This window comes from Roseateles sp. (assembly GCF_039929605.1).
GTDB lineage: Bacteria > Pseudomonadota > Gammaproteobacteria > Burkholderiales > Burkholderiaceae_C > Pelomonas.
Genome location: NZ_JBDSQX010000208.1, coordinates 23,791 through 39,147 on the forward strand (window position 1 = coordinate 23,791; position 15,357 = coordinate 39,147).

Here is a 15,357-nt window from a genome sequence, read left to right on the forward strand (position 1 = left end):
GGCATGGACCGCACGGCCTTCGAATACCTTTACCTGCATGCCAACGCGCTGGCAGAGCTGGGATTCATTCGGGCATCGGTGGCGCTGGCGGCTGCGGCCCAGGCCGAGCCGACGCCTGAGGCGCTCGCAGAAAGAGCGGCCTTCGCCGAGGCCATCATGAACCCCGATCCCGAAAAATTCGACTGGTCAGCTTTCGACGGGATGGAGATACCCAGCAGCCTCGAAGAGGCTTCGGGCACCTCGGTCCCTGTGGTGGACCTTGGGCCAACATTCGAGCAGGCGATGGAGCTTGTCGGCGCCACGTACGATTTCGAGACGTTCCCGGAACTCGAACCCTACGTCGTGCATCTGTACGCCGCAGGGCCCCTGCTGCGCGAGCGCATCTCGGCGCACCATGCCGCCGCCGAACCATCGGTCGATGCGGCGCTGATGGTGATTGACCCCAGCCCTGCACCCTTGCAGGGGCCGCTCACGCCCGCGCAACTGCTCGTGTGGCTGGACCGGTACGAGGGGCAAGACGAAGCGGTCCAACTCGTGGTTCAACGGGTGCGCAGCTTCGATCCGTCCCCGCTGGGTGGCGTGCTGTCGCCGCAGTGATGTGGAGACCGGCACCGTGACGATGCGGTGGCCGCGCCCGCCCGCCAGGCGCCTGCACCTCGGTCACGAGCACCCCTCCTTCAGGTCGCCTCAGCACTGACCCACAATGCGCCGGATTCCGGCGCTGGCCGGGTTAACTTTTTGAGAGAACCTCATGCTCAGAGGACAACGCATCGGCCTGCGCTACGTCACCGAAGACGACCTGCCCTGGCTCAAGCGCACGACCGGTGACCCGCAGGTGCGCGGCCCCTTCCTGGGCTCGCGCATGATGACGCCGCACGCCGTGGAGCAGCGCTGGAAGGACAACGGCTTTGCCAATGAGGACGCCGAGCGCCTGCTGATCTGCCACCTCATCGACGGCAGCGTCATCGGTGACGTGGTGCACTTCGCCGCCGCGCGCTACACGACGGCGCGAGAGATCGGCTGGACGCTGGCCGACATCTCGATGCGCGGCCAGGGGCTGACTTCCGAGGCCGCCGGGCTGCTGGTGGACTACCTGTTCGAGAACTGGCCGGTGAACCGGCTGTCGTGCGGCATGTCCGTGCACAACCACGCGTCGCGGCGCGTGGCAGAAAAGTGCGGCTTCACACACGAGGGCATCCAGCGTGGCGTCGTCTTCGTGGGAGGTGAGTACGTGGACTGCCATTCGTTGGGCCTGTTGCGCAGCGACTGGGAGGCGATGAAGGGCAGGGCGTGACGACCGACAAGGAGTTCGACCTGATCGTCTTCGGCGCGACCGGTTTCACGGGTCGCCTCGTGGCCGAATACCTGCACCTCAGCGGCGCGTCTGGCGCGCGCTGGGCCATCGCCGGCCGCAGCCTCGACAAGCTGGCCAAGGTACGCGACGCACTGCACCTGCCGCCGTCGGTCGCGCTGCTCAAGGCCGACGCCAGCGACGCCGCCGTGCTGAAGGCGATGCTGGCGCGCACCCGCTGCGTCATCACCACGGTCGGCCCTTACCAACTGCACGGCGAGCCGCTCGCCACCGCCTGCGCTGCGGGCGGCACCGACTACGTCGACCTGTGCGGCGAGCCGCTCTGGATGGCCCGCATGATGACCAAGCTGACGCCGCTGGCGCAGGCGAGCGGCGCACGCATCGTCTTCTCCTGCGGCTTCGACTCCGTCCCCTTCGACCTCGGCGTCGTCTACCTGCAGGCAGAGGCTAAAGCGCGCTTCGGCGCGCCGCTGCCGGAGGTGCGCGGCCGGGTCGCGCGCATCAAGGGCGCGGCCTCGGGCGGCACGCTGGCCAGCATGATGGAAACCGTCGCCGCCGTGAAGCGCGAGCCCGCTCTGGCCAAGGTGATGGCCAACCCGTTCGCGCTGACGCCGGGCTTCAAGGGCCCGCGCCAGCCCGATGACCGAGGCGCCGACTTCGACGACTGGGCCGATGCCTGGGCCGGCCCGTTCATGATGGCGACGATCAACACCAAGAACGTCCACCGCAGCAACGCGCTGCGCGGGCATCCCTGGGGTGAGGGCTTCGTCTACAGCGAGAAGCTGCTGACCGGCCGGCCGGGCCAGGGCGACAAGGGCCGCAGGAAGGCGCGGGCGTTGACCTGCTTCACCCGGCTGCAGAACCTGGCGTTGGGACTGGCCCCCACGCGTGCTTTGCTGCGGCGCTTCGTGCTGACCCAGCCGGGCGACGGCCCGGACAAGGCCGCGCGCGAGGCGGGGCGCTACGAGCTCTGGTTCACCGGCCAGTCAGCCGGCGGCGAGACGCTGCGCGCCATCGTCAAGGGTGACCGCGACCCCGGCTATGGCTCGACCTGCAAGATGATCAGCGAGACAGCTCTCTGCCTGTTGCAGGACGTCGACCGCGACGCGACGCCGGGCGGTGTCTGGACGCCCGGCAGCGCGATGGGCCTGGCCCTCGTGCGGCGGCTGCAGGACCGTGCGGGGCTGACGTTCGAGATCGCTGCTTGAGCGCGCCGCGTTGGGCCATCGCCCAGCCGCGCATGCACTGGACGCTGGCCGACAACCTCGCCGAAACACTGGCGGCGCTGGAAGCCGCTGCGGCAGCCGGCGCGGCAGGCTGCGTTTGCACCGAACTGGCGGTCACAGGTTTTCATCGGCGCCTGCCCGAGCTGCTCAATCCCGCTGTGCTGGCCGATGCCGAGGGCCAGCTGCGTGCCGCCTGCGCCCGGCTACAGCTTGCCGCCGTCGTCGGTCTGCCGACGCTCGACGCGGGAGGCGCGGTCTTCAACAGCCACCTCTACATCGATGCCGGCGGCCAGGACCTTGGCCGCATCGACAAACGCGGGCTGACGCCGAGCGAGGCCGGCTTCTTCACCCCAGGCGGCGCGCGGGGCTGGACGGCGATTGCCGGCGTGCTGGCGACCTCGGTGCTGTGCCGCGAGATGCTGGATGGCGCGGCGCTGCTGCCTGAGCTGCGCGCGGCACTGCCGGCGGGCCAGACGCTTCCGCGGGTGATTTTCTGGCCCAGCTATGTCGCCGAGTCCGACCCTGAACAGATGGCCTTGTGCCAGGCGTATCGGGCGGGCGCCGAGGCGCTGGCGCGTGAGCTGGGTGCTTGGGTGCTGCAGAGCAATTGGCCACAAGGGCTGAACGCACCGGGGCAGCGCGGCTTCGGCGCCAGCGTCGTCATCGCGCCAGGCGGCCGACATATCGAGACCTTGCCGCGCGACGAAGCGGCGCTGCGGCTCGTGACGCTTCACTGACGGCGTTCAGGCGCGCCGGACCAGCGCGGCATAGCAGCCGCGGCGGGCAAAGTGGGCGTGGACATAGTCGACCTCGGGCTGGGCCAGCAGCCGCTCGATGAGGCCCTCGATGGCCGTGCCGTCGACAACGTCGGCATCGACCATCAGGCCGGTCGCGTCGAAGGCACGCAGCGACAGCAGGCGGCTGCGTAGCACCTCGGGCACGGTGTCGACCGCGTCGAAATGCGCGCCGGCGTGCTCTCGAACGAAGATGGCGTGGCGTGAACGGAAGGGCGTGTCGGCGGGCTGGTGCTCGTGGTTGATGAGCAGCACGGTTTCATCGCCCACCGTGTCGCGCAGCTCGACGCGGTCCGGCAGGCCTTCGCCCTGGAAGCGCAGCGCGCCGTGGGCGGCCAGCTCGGCCTCGCTGAGGCCGAAGAGGTGGGCGAAGGGCTGCGCGGACAGCCCGGTGATGCGAAAGGTCATGGCGTGCTCCGTGGTGGATGCCCGCATTCTTTGCAAGCCGCCAGCGCGTGTCTGGCCGCAATCGGACCTGCAGTTGCCGCGCTCAGTCCCGGCCGGCGGGCCGCTCGTAACCGGCGTCCACCCAGGCCTCGGCCGCTGACTGGCTGAGCTTGAAGCCGGCCGCCACCTTGACCTTCGCGAGCTGTTCACCGGCCGCGTCGAAGGCGGCTAGCCAGGCGTAGGGGTCGTCCTCGGCGGGCACGATCTCCAGCGTGATCTTCAGCCACGCACCGTCGCGGGCGACGTAGAGCGATTTGTTGAGCTGGGTGTGCAGCTGCTGCTCGTGGCGGCGCAGCACTTCCGAGGCCGTCTTGACCAGCGTGTTGAAGGCGTTGACGTCCAGCGGCTTGGGGTTCTTTTTGTCGCGCCCCATCGTCCAGGGGCCGACCAGCGCCGGCTCGCTCTCACCGGCCTTGAACATGGCGACGGCCCAGCCCTCGTCGTCCTCGTTCTTGATGACCTGGGCGGTCCAGCCGTTGTCGCGCCACAGCCGGGCTTCGAAGACGGGCTCGTCGACCTCGCTCATGCCTTCAGGCCCGCAGCCAGCAGTTCGGCAACCAGCGCGTTCAGGCCGCCTTCATGGCTGGCGGCGCGCTCGCGCAACTGCTCGGTCAGCTCGGCAGGCAGTTTGCAGGCGAAGGGGACGAGGCCGGCGGCGGCGTCCAGCTTGCGCTGGGCTTTGCGGTCGGGTACCGCCGCAGCGGCTTGGCCGAAGCGGCCGGGTGTCGCCTTGCCGCGCATCGCGCTATCCAGCTTCAGGCCGGCAAGGCGTTCCAGATCGGTTTTCTTCATGTTCATGGGCCGGATTGTCCCTGTTCGGGACGCCGGCCCGCGAGCGGGCCTTCAGCCGTTGCTGCCAGGCACGATGGCCGGAGCGCGCGTCACGCGGGTCTTGCCGCCGGTGGTGACGAGGACGACGGGGTCGCCGCTGTTGAAGGCTTCCGCGCCCTTGGCCTGGATGATGGCGCGGCGCTCGCCGTTGCGCAGCTGGACGATGATTTCGAGCGCGTCCTCGCGGGTGGACGAGCGCTCGATGGCGTTGCCGATGACCGCACCGGCCACGGCGCCGATGACGCCGACGATCGCGCCTTCACGGCGGCCGCCGACCGAGCTGCCGGCAACGGCGCCGGCCACACCGCCGGCCACGCCGCCAACGCCGCTCTGCGAGCCGTCGACGGTGACCGGGCGGGAGGACAGCACGGTCGCGTCCTGCACCTGCGACAGACGCTGCGCGTCGCCGCGCTGGACAACGTCGGGACTGGTCGTCGAGCAGGCCGAGAGCACCAGGGCCGCAGCCAGGGTGAAGGAAGTCATGAGCTTGGACAACATTGATTTCTCCTTGGGCAAAACGGCTGCCCAACGTGTCGAATTGTCCGCCCGTTGACTCTTGGGGACCCGTAGCTACAACTCTTTACCGCCGAACGGGCTCCCCGGGTCAACCGTGCAGGCGTGAACTGCGCGGCACGCTGGCGAGCAGAAATTCCATCTGGTCGACCAGGATGCGTCGGCCGCGCAGGATCATGTCCTCGTGCAGGTTGGGCACGTAAGGCAGGTAGAGCAGGCTCATGTTCGCTTCCTCCGGCATGCGGCTGCCCTTGCGGCCGTTGCAGGGCCGGCAGGCGGTGATGCAGTTCATCCAGCTGTCGTAGCCGCCGCGCGAGGTCGGGTGGATGTGCTCGCGTGTCAGGTCTTCGCCGAGGCCGTGGTGGCCGCAGTAGGCGCAGATGAAGCGGTCGCGCACGAAGAGCTTGCTGTTCGTCAGCGCCGGCGCCTGGCGCCAGGCCCGGCTGGGCACGCTGCCGCGCACGGCGATGATGGAATGAACCTCGATGCGCGACTGCCGCCCGCTCGCGCGCTGCCAGCCGCCGCGCAGCACCTGGCAGGGGTCGCCAAGCGTCCAGGCCACGCCGTCGCTGGCGTAGATCACCGCGGCTTCCCGCGTGGTGATCCAGGCCTGGGGCCGGCCGGAGACATCGAGTTGGAGAACATCCACAGGCGTCAACCTCCTGAAAGGGCGCCCCCACGGGTGTCGGGTCAACTCGGGAACAGCCCCTCTTCAGCACCGGAGCCTAGCGAGAACCGGGCCAAGGCTCAAGCGTGGGGCCATGACAACGGCGTCCCGGTTTCCCGTAACCCTGGGCCGCTCCCAAGCCGGCCCGTCGGGCGATGTGCTTGACGGTCACGCCGTCAAGCACATCGCCGTCCCCACAGGGGACCGCCCAGACTTGACCGCGTCCAGCGGGGCAAGGCTGGGCGAGGGCTTCAATCCGTCAGGGTCATCCCTAGGTTGTCGGGCGTATTAGACACATCACCCTAGGAAATCAACGGGGCATGCTGGCGCTGCCCGGCGAGCGACCTGCAAAATAGAACGATCGTTCGTTTTATTCTCGCCCTGTGTCCACGCTGCCCGCCTCTGCCAAGAAAGTCGCCCCGCTGCGCGCCGTCAAGCCGGTGCGCGTGGCGCGTTCCCTGCAAAAAGGCCAGCAGACCCGTGCCGCCATCCTGGACGCCGCGCTGGGCCTGGCCTCGCACATGGGCCTGGAAGGTCTGTCGATCGGCGCGCTGGCCGACGTGACGCAGATGAGCAAGTCGGGCGTGTTTGCCCACTTCGGCTCGCGTGAGGAGCTGCAGATCGCGGTCGTCACCGAGTACCACGCCAAGTTCGAAGAGGAAGTCTTTTTCACCGCCATCCGCGAGACCCGCGGCCTGCCGCGCCTGCGCGCGATGTTCGAGCGCTGGGTGCGGCGCGTGTCCATCGAGGTCGACTCGGGCTGCATCTACATCAGCGGAGCCGTCGAGTTCGACGACCGGCCCGGCCCCGTGCGCGACGCCCTCGTCGCCATGGTCAAGGCCTGGCATGCGGCGCTGCACAAGGCGATTCGGCTGTCCGTCGAGGAAGGCCATCTGCGGACCGACGCCGACATCGACCAGATCGTCTTCGAACTGCACGGCCTGATCCTGTCCCTGCATCACGACGCGCGCTTCATGCGCATCCCCGGCGCGCTGGCACGGGCCGGCGTCGGCTTCGACCGGACCATCCAGTTCTACGCCACGCCCGCCGGCCTCGACATCGAGCGCAGCCGCAAGGCACTCAAGAGCAGCGCCGCGAAGCGCTGATTGATCCACTTTCCCCAGACTGTTCCAGGAGTACCCGATGCCCCAATACACCCCGCCCATGCGTGACATGCAATTCGTCATGCACGAGCTGTTGAACGTTGTCGACGAGCTGAAGATGCTGCCGGCCCATGCCGACATCGACGCCGACACGATCAACGCGGTGCTTGAGGAAGGCGGCAAGTTCGCTGCCGAAGTCATCGCGCCCCTCAACCTCAGCGGCGACGCCGAAGGTTGCGTGCACGACAAGGCCACCCACGAGGTGAGCACGCCCAAGGGTTTCAAGGGCGCCTACAAGCAATATGTCGAAGGCGGCTGGGCGGCGTTGAGCTGCGACACCCAATTCGGTGGCCAGGGCCTGCCCTACCTGGTGAACCAGTTCTTCTACGAGATGCTGAACTCGGCCAATCAGGCCTGGACGATGTACCCGGGCCTGAGCCACGGTGCCTACGAGGCCCTGCACGCCCACGGCACGCCCGAGCAGCAAGCCACCTATCTGCCCAAGCTGACCAGCGGCGATTGGACGGGCACCATGTGCCTGACCGAGCCGCAATGCGGCACCGACCTCGGCATGCTGCGCACCAAGGCCGAACCGCAGGCGGATGGCAGCTACAAGCTCACCGGCGCCAAGATCTTCATCTCGGCCGGCGAGCACGACATGGCCGAGAACATCATTCACCTGGTGCTGGCCCGCCTGCCGGACGCGCCTGTCGGCTCCAAGGGCATCTCGCTCTTCCTGGTGCCCAAGTTCAACGTCAACGCGGATGGCTCCCTGGGCTCGCGCAACGGCATCTTCTGCGCCGGCCTGGAGCACAAGATGGGCATCCACGGCAACGCCACCGCGCAGATCGTGCTGGAGGGGGCAGTCGGCACGCTCGTGGGCCAGCCCAACAAGGGCCTGGCGGCGATGTTCGTCATGATGAACGCCGCCCGGCTGGGCGTGGGCAACCAGTCCCTCGGCCTGACCGAGGTGGCCTACCAGAACGCCGTGGCCTACGCGAAGGACCGCCTGCAGATGCGGGCGCTTTCCGGCCCCAAGGCGCCGGACAAGCCGGCCGATCCCATCATCGTGCACCCCGACGTGCGCAAGATGCTGCTGACCGCCCGCGCCTTCGCCGAAGGTGGCCGCATGCTGCAGGCCTACACGGTGCTGCAACTCGACAAGGCGCTGAAGAGCGACGACGAGGACGAGCGCAAGGACTGCGAAGCCGAAGTTGCGCTGCTGACGCCCATCATCAAGGCCTTCATCACCGACAACGGCTGGATCGCCACCTCGCACTGCATGCAGGTGTTCGGCGGTCACGGCTACATCCACGAGTGGGGCATGGAGCAGTACGTGCGCGACGCGCGCATCAACATGATCTACGAGGGCACCAACACCATCCAGTCGCTGGACCTGCTGGGCCGCAAGGTGCTGGGCAACAACGGTGCGACGCTGAAGAAGTTCGGCAAGAAGATCGCCGCCTTCATTGAGGAAGAGGGCACCAACGAAGCCATGCAGGAGTTCGTGAACCCGCTCGCCGACCTGGGCGACAAGGTCAACAAGCTCACGCAGGAACTGGGCATGAAGGCCTTCGGCAACCCCGACGAAGTGGGCGCCGCTGCGGTGGACTATCTGCGCGTGGTGGGCCACATGACCTTCGCCTATTTCTTCGCCCAGGCCGCCAAGATCGCACTGGCCAAGAAGGACAGCGCCGACCCGTTCTACAAGGCCAAGCTGGCCACGGCGCGCTTCTACTTCGCCAAGTTGCTGCCCGAGACGGCGAGCCTGATCCGCACCGCGCGTGCCGGTCTGGCGCCGCTGATGGAAATGGAAGAAGCGCTGTTCTAAAACCGCTTCAACAACGAGAACGCCCGATGAAATCCCTGTTCGCTGCTGCACTGCTTTTGCCCGTGATCGCGTTCGCGCAATCAACACCCGTGGGCCTGTGGAAGACCATCGACGACGACGGCAAAACCGCGAAGTCGCTGGTCCGCATCAGCGAGCAGGGGGGCACCCTCGTGGGCAGCATTGACAAGCTGCTGGACCCGAGCGCCGAGCCCAACGCCAAGTGCGACAAGTGCAAAGACGACCGCAAGGACCAGCCCGTCGTCGGCCTGCAGATCATCCGCAGCGTGAAGGCCGAGGGCGACGGCGTGTGGGGCGGCGGCGAGATCCTCGACCCGAATAACGGCAAGACCTACCGCACGCGCCTGAAGCCCGTGGACGGCGGCAAGAAACTGGAGATGCGCGGCTACATCGGGCCGTTCTACCGCACCCAGCTGTGGCAGCGCGTGGAGTGATGCAGAATGGGTGAACTCGCTGGCCGCGCATGGCTGGGCCTGACCGCCGGCGCACCGGATGCGCGGTGGTTCTGGCATCGCCAGCTCAAGAAGCCGTTCTTCGGCCGCTTCATGAAGCCATGGCGCTGGCCGCAAGGCGTGCCAGCCGACGGCTGGGAGCGCCTGGCGATCCCGAGCGCCAGCCATTCGACGCTGGCCGCCGTGCTCAAGCGCACGGCTGTCGACGCGCCGCGCGGCGTCGTTGTCTGTGCCCACCCGATGGGCTTGGCAGCCAAGGGCTTCTGGCTGCGCAACGGCCATGCCGATGCGCTGCTGCAGGCGGGCTTTCATGTGCTGGCCTTCGACTACAACGGCTTTGGCGACAGCCCTTGCACCAACTTCGACTGGGCGGCCGACAGCCTGGCCGCCGGCCGGGCTGCGCGGCAGCTCTGCCGCGGCCTACCGGTGCATGCGCTGTGCGCCTCGTTCGGCGCGATGAACACGTTGAACGCACTCGGCGCTGCGGATTTTCCCTTCCAGCGCATCGTGGCCGAAGGCTGTGCCTCCAGCCTGCCGGCGTTCTGGAAGAGCTACCCCTTCGCCCATGCCGTGCTGCGCCTGAGCCGCGCCATCGCGCCCGAAGGCGAGCGCCGGCTGCGGCCTGAGCTGGCCATCACGCGGCTGCCTGCCCACGTGCGGCTGCTGCTCGTGCACAGCGAGGCTGACCACTGGACCCCCACGAGCCATGGCGACCGCCTGGCCGCTGCGGCGCCCGCCGGCGCGCATGTCGAGCGCTTGACGCTCGGCAGGGCTGAGCACACCCACGGCATGCGCGATGAGCGCGAGGCTTACTGGCCGGCCGTGCATGACTTTCTGACCGCGGCGTGAGCCGCAGTCCCCCTCTTCAGACAGGAGACACCATGAGTAGTTCCAAGTTCCAAGTCCGCAAGGTCGCCGTGCTCGGCGCCGGCGTGATGGGCGCGCAGATCGCGGCCCACCTCGTCAACTGCAAGGTGCCGGTCGTTCTGTTCGATCTGCCCGCCAAGGAAGGCGCCAAGAACGGCATCGTCACCAAGGCTATCGACGGCCTGAAGAAGCTCAAGCCTGCGCCGCTGGGCGATGCGTCGGAAGCCGCGCTGATCCAGCAGGCCAACTACGAAGAGCACCTCGACCTGCTCAAGGGCTGCGACCTCATCATCGAGGCCATCGCCGAGCGCATGGACTGGAAGCTCGACCTGTACACCAAGATCGCGCCGTTCATCGCGCCGCACGCCATCGTCGCGTCGAACACGTCGGGCTTGTCGATCACCAAGCTCAGCGAAGTGCTGCCCGAAGAAATCAAGCCGCGTTTCTGCGGCATCCACTTCTTCAACCCGCCGCGCTACATGGCGCTGGTCGAGCTGATCAACACGCCGACCACGCAACCGGAAATCCTCGACCAGCTCGAAGCCTTCGTCACCACGTCGCTGGGCAAGAGCGTCGTGCGCGCCCATGACACGCCCAACTTCGTCGCTAACCGCGTCGGCATCGCCGGCATGATGGCCACGATGATCGAGGCTGAGAAGTTCGGCCTGTCGGTGGACGTCGTCGACGACCTGACCGGCAAGAAGCTCGGCCGCGCGTCTAGCGGCACCTTCCGCACCGCGGACGTCGTCGGCCTGGACACCATGGCCCACGTCGTCAAGACGATGCAGGACAACCTGAAGGACGACCCGTTCTACTCGACCTACGCCACGCCCAAGGTGCTGGCCGGCCTGATCGAGAAGGGTGCCCTGGGCCAGAAGACCGGCGCCGGTTTCTACAAGAAGGTGGGCAAGGACATCCAGCGCCTCGATTTCGCAACCGGTGACTACGTGGCCGGCGGCAAAAAGGCCGACGAGATCGTCGCCCGCATGCTGAAGAAGCAACCCGCCGACCGCCTGAAGCTGCTGCGCGAATCGACCAACCCGCAGGCCCAATTCCTGTGGGCCATCCTGCGCGACAGCTTCCACTACGCCGCCGTGCACCTGAATACCGTGGCCGACACGGCCCGCGAGATCGACTTCGCGATGCGCTGGGGTTTCGGCACCAGCCAAGGCCCGTTCGAGCTGTGGCAGGCCGCCGGCTGGAAGCAGGTCGCTGAGTGGATCTCCGCAGACATCGCCGACGGCAAGACGCTGTCCAGCGCACCACTGCCCGCGTGGGTGACGGAAGGCCCGGTCGCCGACGCCGGTGGTGTGCACACGCCGGCAGGCTCGTGGAGCGCAGCAGAGAGCAAGTTCAAGCCGCGCAGCGAGCTGCCGGTCTATGCCCGCCAGGCCTTCCGTGAATCCCTGCTGGGCACGGGCGCCGCCGACCCGCTGAAGTCGGGCACCGAGCTGTTCAAGAATGACGAAGTTCGTGTGTGGACGCTGGACGGCAACGTCGTCATCGCATCCATCACCGCCAAGCTGCACCTGATCAGCCCGGCCGTGACCGAGGGCCTCTTGAAGGCCGTCGAGATCGCAGAATCCGACTACAAGGGCCTGGTGATCTGGTCGCCGGACGATGTGTTCTCGGCCGGCGCCAACCTCGAATCCCTGATGCCCGTCTTCATGAAGATGGGTAGCAAGGGCATCGCGCCGGAAGAGAAGAAGCTGCAGGACATGATGCTGCGCCTGCGCTACGCCAACGTGCCGGTCGTCGCCGCGATGCGCGGCCTGGCGTTGGGCGGTGGCGCTGAGCTGGCGGTCTACTGCTCGCGCCGTGTCGCTCATGTGGAAAGTTATGTCGGCCTGGTCGAAGTCGGCGTCGGCCTGGTGCCCGGCGGTGGCGGCCTCACCTACATCGCCCGCCGCGCCGCCGAGATGGCCGCCGCTGGCAATGCCGGCGCCGACATCCTGGCCTTCCTGAAGGACGGCTTCCTGACCGCCGCGACGGCCAAGGTCGCGACCTCCGCGCACGAGGCGAAGAAGAATGGCTTCCTGCTCGATAGCGACGTCATCGTGCCGCACAAGGACGAGTTGCTACACGTCGCCACGGCCACCGCGCTGGGCATGGCCGAAGCCGGCTACCGCCCGCCGCACAAGGCCATGTTCCCGGTTGCCGGCCGCAGCGGCATCGCGACGATCAAGGGCCAGGTCGCCAACATGCGCGACGGCGGCTTCGTCAGCGCTCACGATTTCGACTTGGCTGCGGCGATTGCCGATGTGGTCTGTGGTGGCGAAGTCGAGGCGGGCTCCCTCGTCACCGAGGAGTACCTGATGGCGCTGGAGCGCAAGCACTTCTGCGCGCTGCTCGACAACCCGAAAACTCAGGAACGCATCATGGGCATGCTGCAGACCGGCAAGCCGGTTCGAAACTAATGACATCGCGGGACAGACCGAAGCGCGTCGCGCAAGCTCTGTCCTCGACTGATCAATCTTGCGGGACAGACCGGAGCGCGTACCCGCGCGTAGCTCTGTCCCCAACTGACTAAGGAATCGATATGACCAAGCAAGTCCAAGACGCCTACATCGTCTCCGCCACCCGTCTGCCCATCGGCAAGAGCGGCCGTGGCTTCTACAAGAACACCCGCCCCGACGAGATGCTCGTCAAGGTCATGCAGGCCGTGATGGCGGCAGCCCCGGGCATCGACCCGGCCGCGATTGAAGACGCCATCATTGGCTGCTCCTTCCCCGAAGGCGAGCAGGGCATGAACATCGCCCGCGTCGCCTCCGTGCTGGCCGGCTTCGGCCCCACCGTCGGCGGCGTGACCGTCAACCGCTACTGCGCCTCCGGCATCACCGCCATCCAGATGGCAGCGGACCGCATCCGCGTCGGCGAGGCCGACGTGATGTTCGCCGGTGGCGTCGAGTCCATGTCCATGATCCCGATGGGCGGCAACAAGCCCAGCTTGAGCCCGTTGATCTTCGAGCGCGACGAGAACATCGGCATCGCTTATGGCATGGGCCTGACGGCCGAGAAGGTCGCCGCGCAGTGGAAGATCAGCCGTGAAGCGCAGGACGAGTTCTCGGTGGAATCGCACCGCCGCGCCGTCGCTGCCATGGCCGCTGGCCACTTCGACGCCGAGATGACGCCTTTCGATGTCATCGAGCGCACGCCCAACCTGACCGACGGCACCGTCAACACCAAGACCCGCACCGTCAAGCTCGACGAGGGCGCGCGCCCGGACACCTCGCTGGAGGGCCTGGCCAAGCTCAAGCCGGTGTTCGCCGCCAAGGGCAGCGTGACCGCCGGCAACAGCTCGCAAACCTCCGACGGCTCGGGCGGCCTGCTGATCGTCAGCGAAGCCGCGCTGAAGCGCTACAACCTGACGCCGCTGGCCCGCTTCGTGTCGTTCGCCGTGCGCGGCGTGCCGCCGGAGATCATGGGCATCGGCCCGATCGCGGCGATCCCGGTCGCGCTGAAGGCCGCCGGCATCACCGCCGCCGACCTGGACTGGATCGAGCTGAACGAAGCCTTTGCTGCGCAGTCGCTGGCCGTGCTGAACGACCTCGACAGCAAGGGCATCGTGCTGGACCGCGCCAAGGTCAACCCGAATGGCGGCGCGATTGCTCTGGGCCACCCGCTGGGCGCTACGGGAGCCATCCGCGCGGCCTCGGTCATCCACGGCCTGCGCCGCACCGGCGGCAAGTACGGCATGGTGACGATGTGCGTGGGCGCCGGCCAAGGTGCCGCTGGCATCTTCGAGAGGCTGTAAGCGATGGACCGCCGCCGCGCGCTCAAGACCTCAGCGGTGTTGCTCGCGGCAGCGCCGTTGGCCGCCTGCACGGGCAGGCTGACCACCTTCGTCACATGGAAGCAGGCCCAGCAGGCCGTGCTGGACCTGCTGTTCGCGCCGAAGGTCGTCGAGGGCAACGCGTGGAACCTGAGCCAGGTCATGCAGCATCTGGCCCAGAGCATCGAATATTCGATGCAGGGCTTCCCCGCGCTGAAGGGCGCGTGGTTCCGCTCCAGCATCGGCTCGGCGGCGTTCGCCGTTTTCAACGCGCGCGGCACGATGAGCCACACGCTGGACGAGCCCATCCCCGGCGCGCCGACGCTGGACGCGTCACAGGCGCTCAAGCTGTCAGTGAACCGCTTGCTGGCCGCGATGGACGCGTTTGCGCAATTCAACGGTACGCTGCGGCCCCACTTCGCCTACGGTGAGCTGACCAAGCCGCAGTACGAGCGCGCCCATCTGATGCACCTGGCGAATCACTGGACCCAGTTCCACGCCAAGACCGCCACCGCCTGAGGACCCGCCATGACCATCAAGAGCTACACCGTCAACGGCGTCGCGACCATCGAGATCGCCCGCCCCGAGAAGAAGAACGCGATCACGCAGGTGATGTACCAGGACATGGCCGACGCGCTGCGCGCCGCCGATGCCGACAAGGCCGTGCGCGCGGTGCTCATCACCGGCCAGCCCGGCATCTTCACGTCGGGCAACGACCTGGAAGACTTCATGGCCGGCCCCACGCGGGGTGAAGACGCGCCGACCTTCCAATTCATGCACGCGCTACTGGACTGCGGCAAGCCCGTCGTCGCTGCCGTGACCGGTGCGGCCATCGGCATCGGCACGACCATGCTGCTGCATTGCGACCTGGTGTTCGTGGCCGACGACGCGCGCCTGGCCATGCCCTTCGTGGCGCTGGGCTTGGTACCCGAGTTCGCGTCCAGCGTGGTGCTGCCTCAATTGATCGGCAACCGCCGCGCCGCTGAAAAGCTGCTGCTGGGCGACCCTTTCACGGCAGAACAGGCCGTGGAATGCGGAATCGCCAACCGCGTGCTGCCGGCTGGCGAAGTGGTGAACCATGCGCGCCGCATCGCGGAGCGTTTCAACAATCTGGCGCCTGGCGCCGTTCGCGACAGCAAGAAGCTGATTCGCGAGCCTCAGCGCGAGGCCGTCAAAGCGGCCATCGCGCGTGAGGCGGAGATCTTCGGTGCCCGACTCCGCAGCCCTGAGGCCATGGAGGCCTTCCAGGCGTTCTTCCAGAAGCGGGCGCCGGATTTCTCCAAGTTCGAGTGACGTGCCCTATCTGCGGACCAAGCCGATCAGCAGGCCGATGACGGCCAGGATCAGGAAGCCGTAGAACAGGATCTGGGCAAAGCCAGCTGCACTGGCAGCGATGCCCGTGAAGCCGAACACGGCGGCGATCAGGGCGATGACAAAAAAGATGATGGCGTAACGCAGCATGGCTGGACTCCTCACGGGTTGATGCCTGAATGGCGGACAGGTGAAGATTAGGGCCGGGGCCGT

General features: G+C 67.4%; 18 protein-coding genes. 12 read left to right on the top strand and 6 right to left on the bottom strand.

What is annotated here, in order from left to right:
* The first annotated feature begins 3 nt into the window (after positions 1–3).
* The 4 genes from ABIS05_RS27830 (at position 4) to ABIS05_RS27845 (ending at position 3,275) form a co-directional block, all read left to right on the top strand.
* Positions 4–597, top strand: a complete 594-nt coding sequence (locus tag ABIS05_RS27830) for a hypothetical protein (protein ID WP_348012760.1) — start codon at positions 4–6, stop codon at positions 595–597.
* Between the two features lie 154 nt (positions 598–751).
* Positions 752–1,294 carry a GNAT family protein gene (locus ABIS05_RS27835; protein WP_348012761.1) on the top strand — a complete coding sequence of 181 codons (543 nt, stop codon included), beginning with the start codon at positions 752–754 and terminating at the stop codon, positions 1,292–1,294.
* Positions 1,291–2,520, top strand: coding sequence for a saccharopine dehydrogenase NADP-binding domain-containing protein (locus ABIS05_RS27840; RefSeq protein ID WP_348012762.1), 1,230 nt, complete (start codon positions 1,291–1,293; stop codon positions 2,518–2,520). The genes ABIS05_RS27835 and ABIS05_RS27840 overlap by 4 nt, the downstream gene beginning before the upstream one ends.
* On the top strand, positions 2,517–3,275 hold the full coding sequence (locus ABIS05_RS27845; protein ID WP_348012763.1) for a nitrilase-related carbon-nitrogen hydrolase: 759 nt from the start codon (positions 2,517–2,519) through the stop codon (positions 3,273–3,275). The genes ABIS05_RS27840 and ABIS05_RS27845 overlap by 4 nt, the downstream gene beginning before the upstream one ends.
* A 6-nt stretch (positions 3,276–3,281) precedes the next feature.
* Here ABIS05_RS27845 and ABIS05_RS27850 read toward each other — a convergent pair whose 3' ends face one another.
* The 5 genes from ABIS05_RS27850 to ABIS05_RS27870 form a co-directional block, all read right to left on the bottom strand.
* Positions 3,282–3,740 (bottom strand): DUF1203 domain-containing protein, encoded by a 459-nt coding sequence (locus ABIS05_RS27850; RefSeq protein WP_348012764.1) that lies wholly within the window; start codon positions 3,738–3,740, stop codon positions 3,282–3,284.
* An 82-nt stretch (positions 3,741–3,822) separates the two neighbouring features.
* Complete coding sequence (locus ABIS05_RS27855; RefSeq protein ID WP_348012765.1) at positions 3,823–4,305, bottom strand: hypothetical protein; 483 nt, start codon at positions 4,303–4,305, stop codon at positions 3,823–3,825.
* Entirely contained in the window at positions 4,302–4,577 is a 276-nt protein-coding gene (locus ABIS05_RS27860) for a hypothetical protein (RefSeq protein WP_348012766.1), read from the bottom strand. The genes ABIS05_RS27855 and ABIS05_RS27860 overlap by 4 nt, the downstream gene beginning before the upstream one ends.
* Positions 4,578–4,622: 45 nt before the next feature.
* Positions 4,623–5,093, bottom strand: a complete 471-nt coding sequence (locus tag ABIS05_RS27865; RefSeq protein ID WP_348012767.1) for a glycine zipper domain-containing protein — start codon at positions 5,091–5,093, stop codon at positions 4,623–4,625.
* A 121-nt stretch (positions 5,094–5,214) separates the two neighbouring features.
* Positions 5,215–5,772 (bottom strand): HNH endonuclease, encoded by a 558-nt coding sequence (locus ABIS05_RS27870; RefSeq protein ID WP_348012768.1) that lies wholly within the window; start codon positions 5,770–5,772, stop codon positions 5,215–5,217.
* Positions 5,773–6,182: 410 nt separating this feature from the next.
* On the opposite strand from ABIS05_RS27870, the gene ABIS05_RS27875 reads away from it, so the two are divergent.
* The 8 genes from ABIS05_RS27875 (at position 6,183) to ABIS05_RS27910 (ending at position 15,126) form a co-directional block, all read left to right on the top strand.
* Positions 6,183–6,896, top strand: a complete 714-nt coding sequence (locus ABIS05_RS27875; protein ID WP_348012797.1) for a TetR/AcrR family transcriptional regulator — start codon at positions 6,183–6,185, stop codon at positions 6,894–6,896.
* A 37-nt stretch (positions 6,897–6,933) separates the two neighbouring features.
* The gene (locus ABIS05_RS27880; protein WP_348012769.1) at positions 6,934–8,724 is read left to right on the top strand and encodes an acyl-CoA dehydrogenase C-terminal domain-containing protein; all 1,791 of its coding nucleotides are present in this window, start codon (positions 6,934–6,936) and stop codon (positions 8,722–8,724) included.
* A gap of 26 nt (positions 8,725–8,750) precedes the next feature.
* Positions 8,751–9,176: a DUF2147 domain-containing protein gene (locus ABIS05_RS27885; RefSeq protein WP_348012770.1), complete on the top strand. Its 426-nt coding sequence runs from the start codon at positions 8,751–8,753 to the stop codon at positions 9,174–9,176.
* A 6-nt stretch (positions 9,177–9,182) separates the two neighbouring features.
* Positions 9,183–10,043 carry a serine aminopeptidase domain-containing protein gene (locus tag ABIS05_RS27890; RefSeq protein WP_348012771.1) on the top strand — a complete coding sequence of 287 codons (861 nt, stop codon included), beginning with the start codon at positions 9,183–9,185 and terminating at the stop codon, positions 10,041–10,043.
* A 32-nt stretch (positions 10,044–10,075) separates the two neighbouring features.
* Complete coding sequence (locus tag ABIS05_RS27895; protein ID WP_348012772.1) at positions 10,076–12,478, top strand: 3-hydroxyacyl-CoA dehydrogenase/enoyl-CoA hydratase family protein; 2,403 nt, start codon at positions 10,076–10,078, stop codon at positions 12,476–12,478.
* A 122-nt stretch (positions 12,479–12,600) separates the two neighbouring features.
* On the top strand, positions 12,601–13,815 hold the full coding sequence (locus ABIS05_RS27900) for an acetyl-CoA C-acyltransferase (RefSeq protein ID WP_348012773.1): 1,215 nt from the start codon (positions 12,601–12,603) through the stop codon (positions 13,813–13,815).
* 3 nt (positions 13,816–13,818) lie between these two features.
* Positions 13,819–14,352: a DUF1569 domain-containing protein gene (locus tag ABIS05_RS27905; protein ID WP_348012774.1), complete on the top strand. Its 534-nt coding sequence runs from the start codon at positions 13,819–13,821 to the stop codon at positions 14,350–14,352.
* A 9-nt stretch (positions 14,353–14,361) separates the two neighbouring features.
* A complete protein-coding gene (locus ABIS05_RS27910; RefSeq protein ID WP_348012775.1) occupies positions 14,362–15,126 on the top strand; it encodes an enoyl-CoA hydratase in 765 nt (254 codons plus the stop codon).
* 6 nt (positions 15,127–15,132) lie between these two features.
* Here ABIS05_RS27910 and ABIS05_RS27915 read toward each other — a convergent pair whose 3' ends face one another.
* Positions 15,133–15,294 (bottom strand): DUF1328 domain-containing protein, encoded by a 162-nt coding sequence (locus tag ABIS05_RS27915; protein WP_293800107.1) that lies wholly within the window; start codon positions 15,292–15,294, stop codon positions 15,133–15,135.
* Positions 15,295–15,357: the final 63 nt, after the last annotated feature.

What these genes read in the sequence shown, in the direction of transcription:
- ABIS05_RS27830 (WP_348012760.1), top strand. Translation starts at nt 4, where the DNA reads ATGGACCGCACGGCCTTCGAATACCTTTACCTGCATGCCAACGCGCTG.
- ABIS05_RS27835 (WP_348012761.1), top strand. Translation starts at nt 752, where the DNA reads ATGCTCAGAGGACAACGCATCGGCCTGCGCTACGTCACCGAAGACGAC.
- ABIS05_RS27850 (WP_348012764.1), bottom strand. Translation starts at nt 3,740, where the DNA reads ATGACCTTTCGCATCACCGGGCTGTCCGCGCAGCCCTTCGCCCACCTC.
- ABIS05_RS27855 (WP_348012765.1), bottom strand. Translation starts at nt 4,305, where the DNA reads ATGAGCGAGGTCGACGAGCCCGTCTTCGAAGCCCGGCTGTGGCGCGAC.
- ABIS05_RS27860 (WP_348012766.1), bottom strand. Translation starts at nt 4,577, where the DNA reads ATGAACATGAAGAAAACCGATCTGGAACGCCTTGCCGGCCTGAAGCTG.
- ABIS05_RS27865 (WP_348012767.1), bottom strand. Translation starts at nt 5,093, where the DNA reads ATGACTTCCTTCACCCTGGCTGCGGCCCTGGTGCTCTCGGCCTGCTCG.
- ABIS05_RS27880 (WP_348012769.1), top strand. Translation starts at nt 6,934, where the DNA reads ATGCCCCAATACACCCCGCCCATGCGTGACATGCAATTCGTCATGCAC.
- ABIS05_RS27885 (WP_348012770.1), top strand. Translation starts at nt 8,751, where the DNA reads ATGAAATCCCTGTTCGCTGCTGCACTGCTTTTGCCCGTGATCGCGTTC.
- ABIS05_RS27890 (WP_348012771.1), top strand. Translation starts at nt 9,183, where the DNA reads ATGGGTGAACTCGCTGGCCGCGCATGGCTGGGCCTGACCGCCGGCGCA.
- ABIS05_RS27895 (WP_348012772.1), top strand. Translation starts at nt 10,076, where the DNA reads ATGAGTAGTTCCAAGTTCCAAGTCCGCAAGGTCGCCGTGCTCGGCGCC.
- ABIS05_RS27900 (WP_348012773.1), top strand. Translation starts at nt 12,601, where the DNA reads ATGACCAAGCAAGTCCAAGACGCCTACATCGTCTCCGCCACCCGTCTG.
- ABIS05_RS27905 (WP_348012774.1), top strand. Translation starts at nt 13,819, where the DNA reads ATGGACCGCCGCCGCGCGCTCAAGACCTCAGCGGTGTTGCTCGCGGCA.
- ABIS05_RS27910 (WP_348012775.1), top strand. Translation starts at nt 14,362, where the DNA reads ATGACCATCAAGAGCTACACCGTCAACGGCGTCGCGACCATCGAGATC.
- ABIS05_RS27915 (WP_293800107.1), bottom strand. Translation starts at nt 15,294, where the DNA reads ATGCTGCGTTACGCCATCATCTTTTTTGTCATCGCCCTGATCGCCGCC.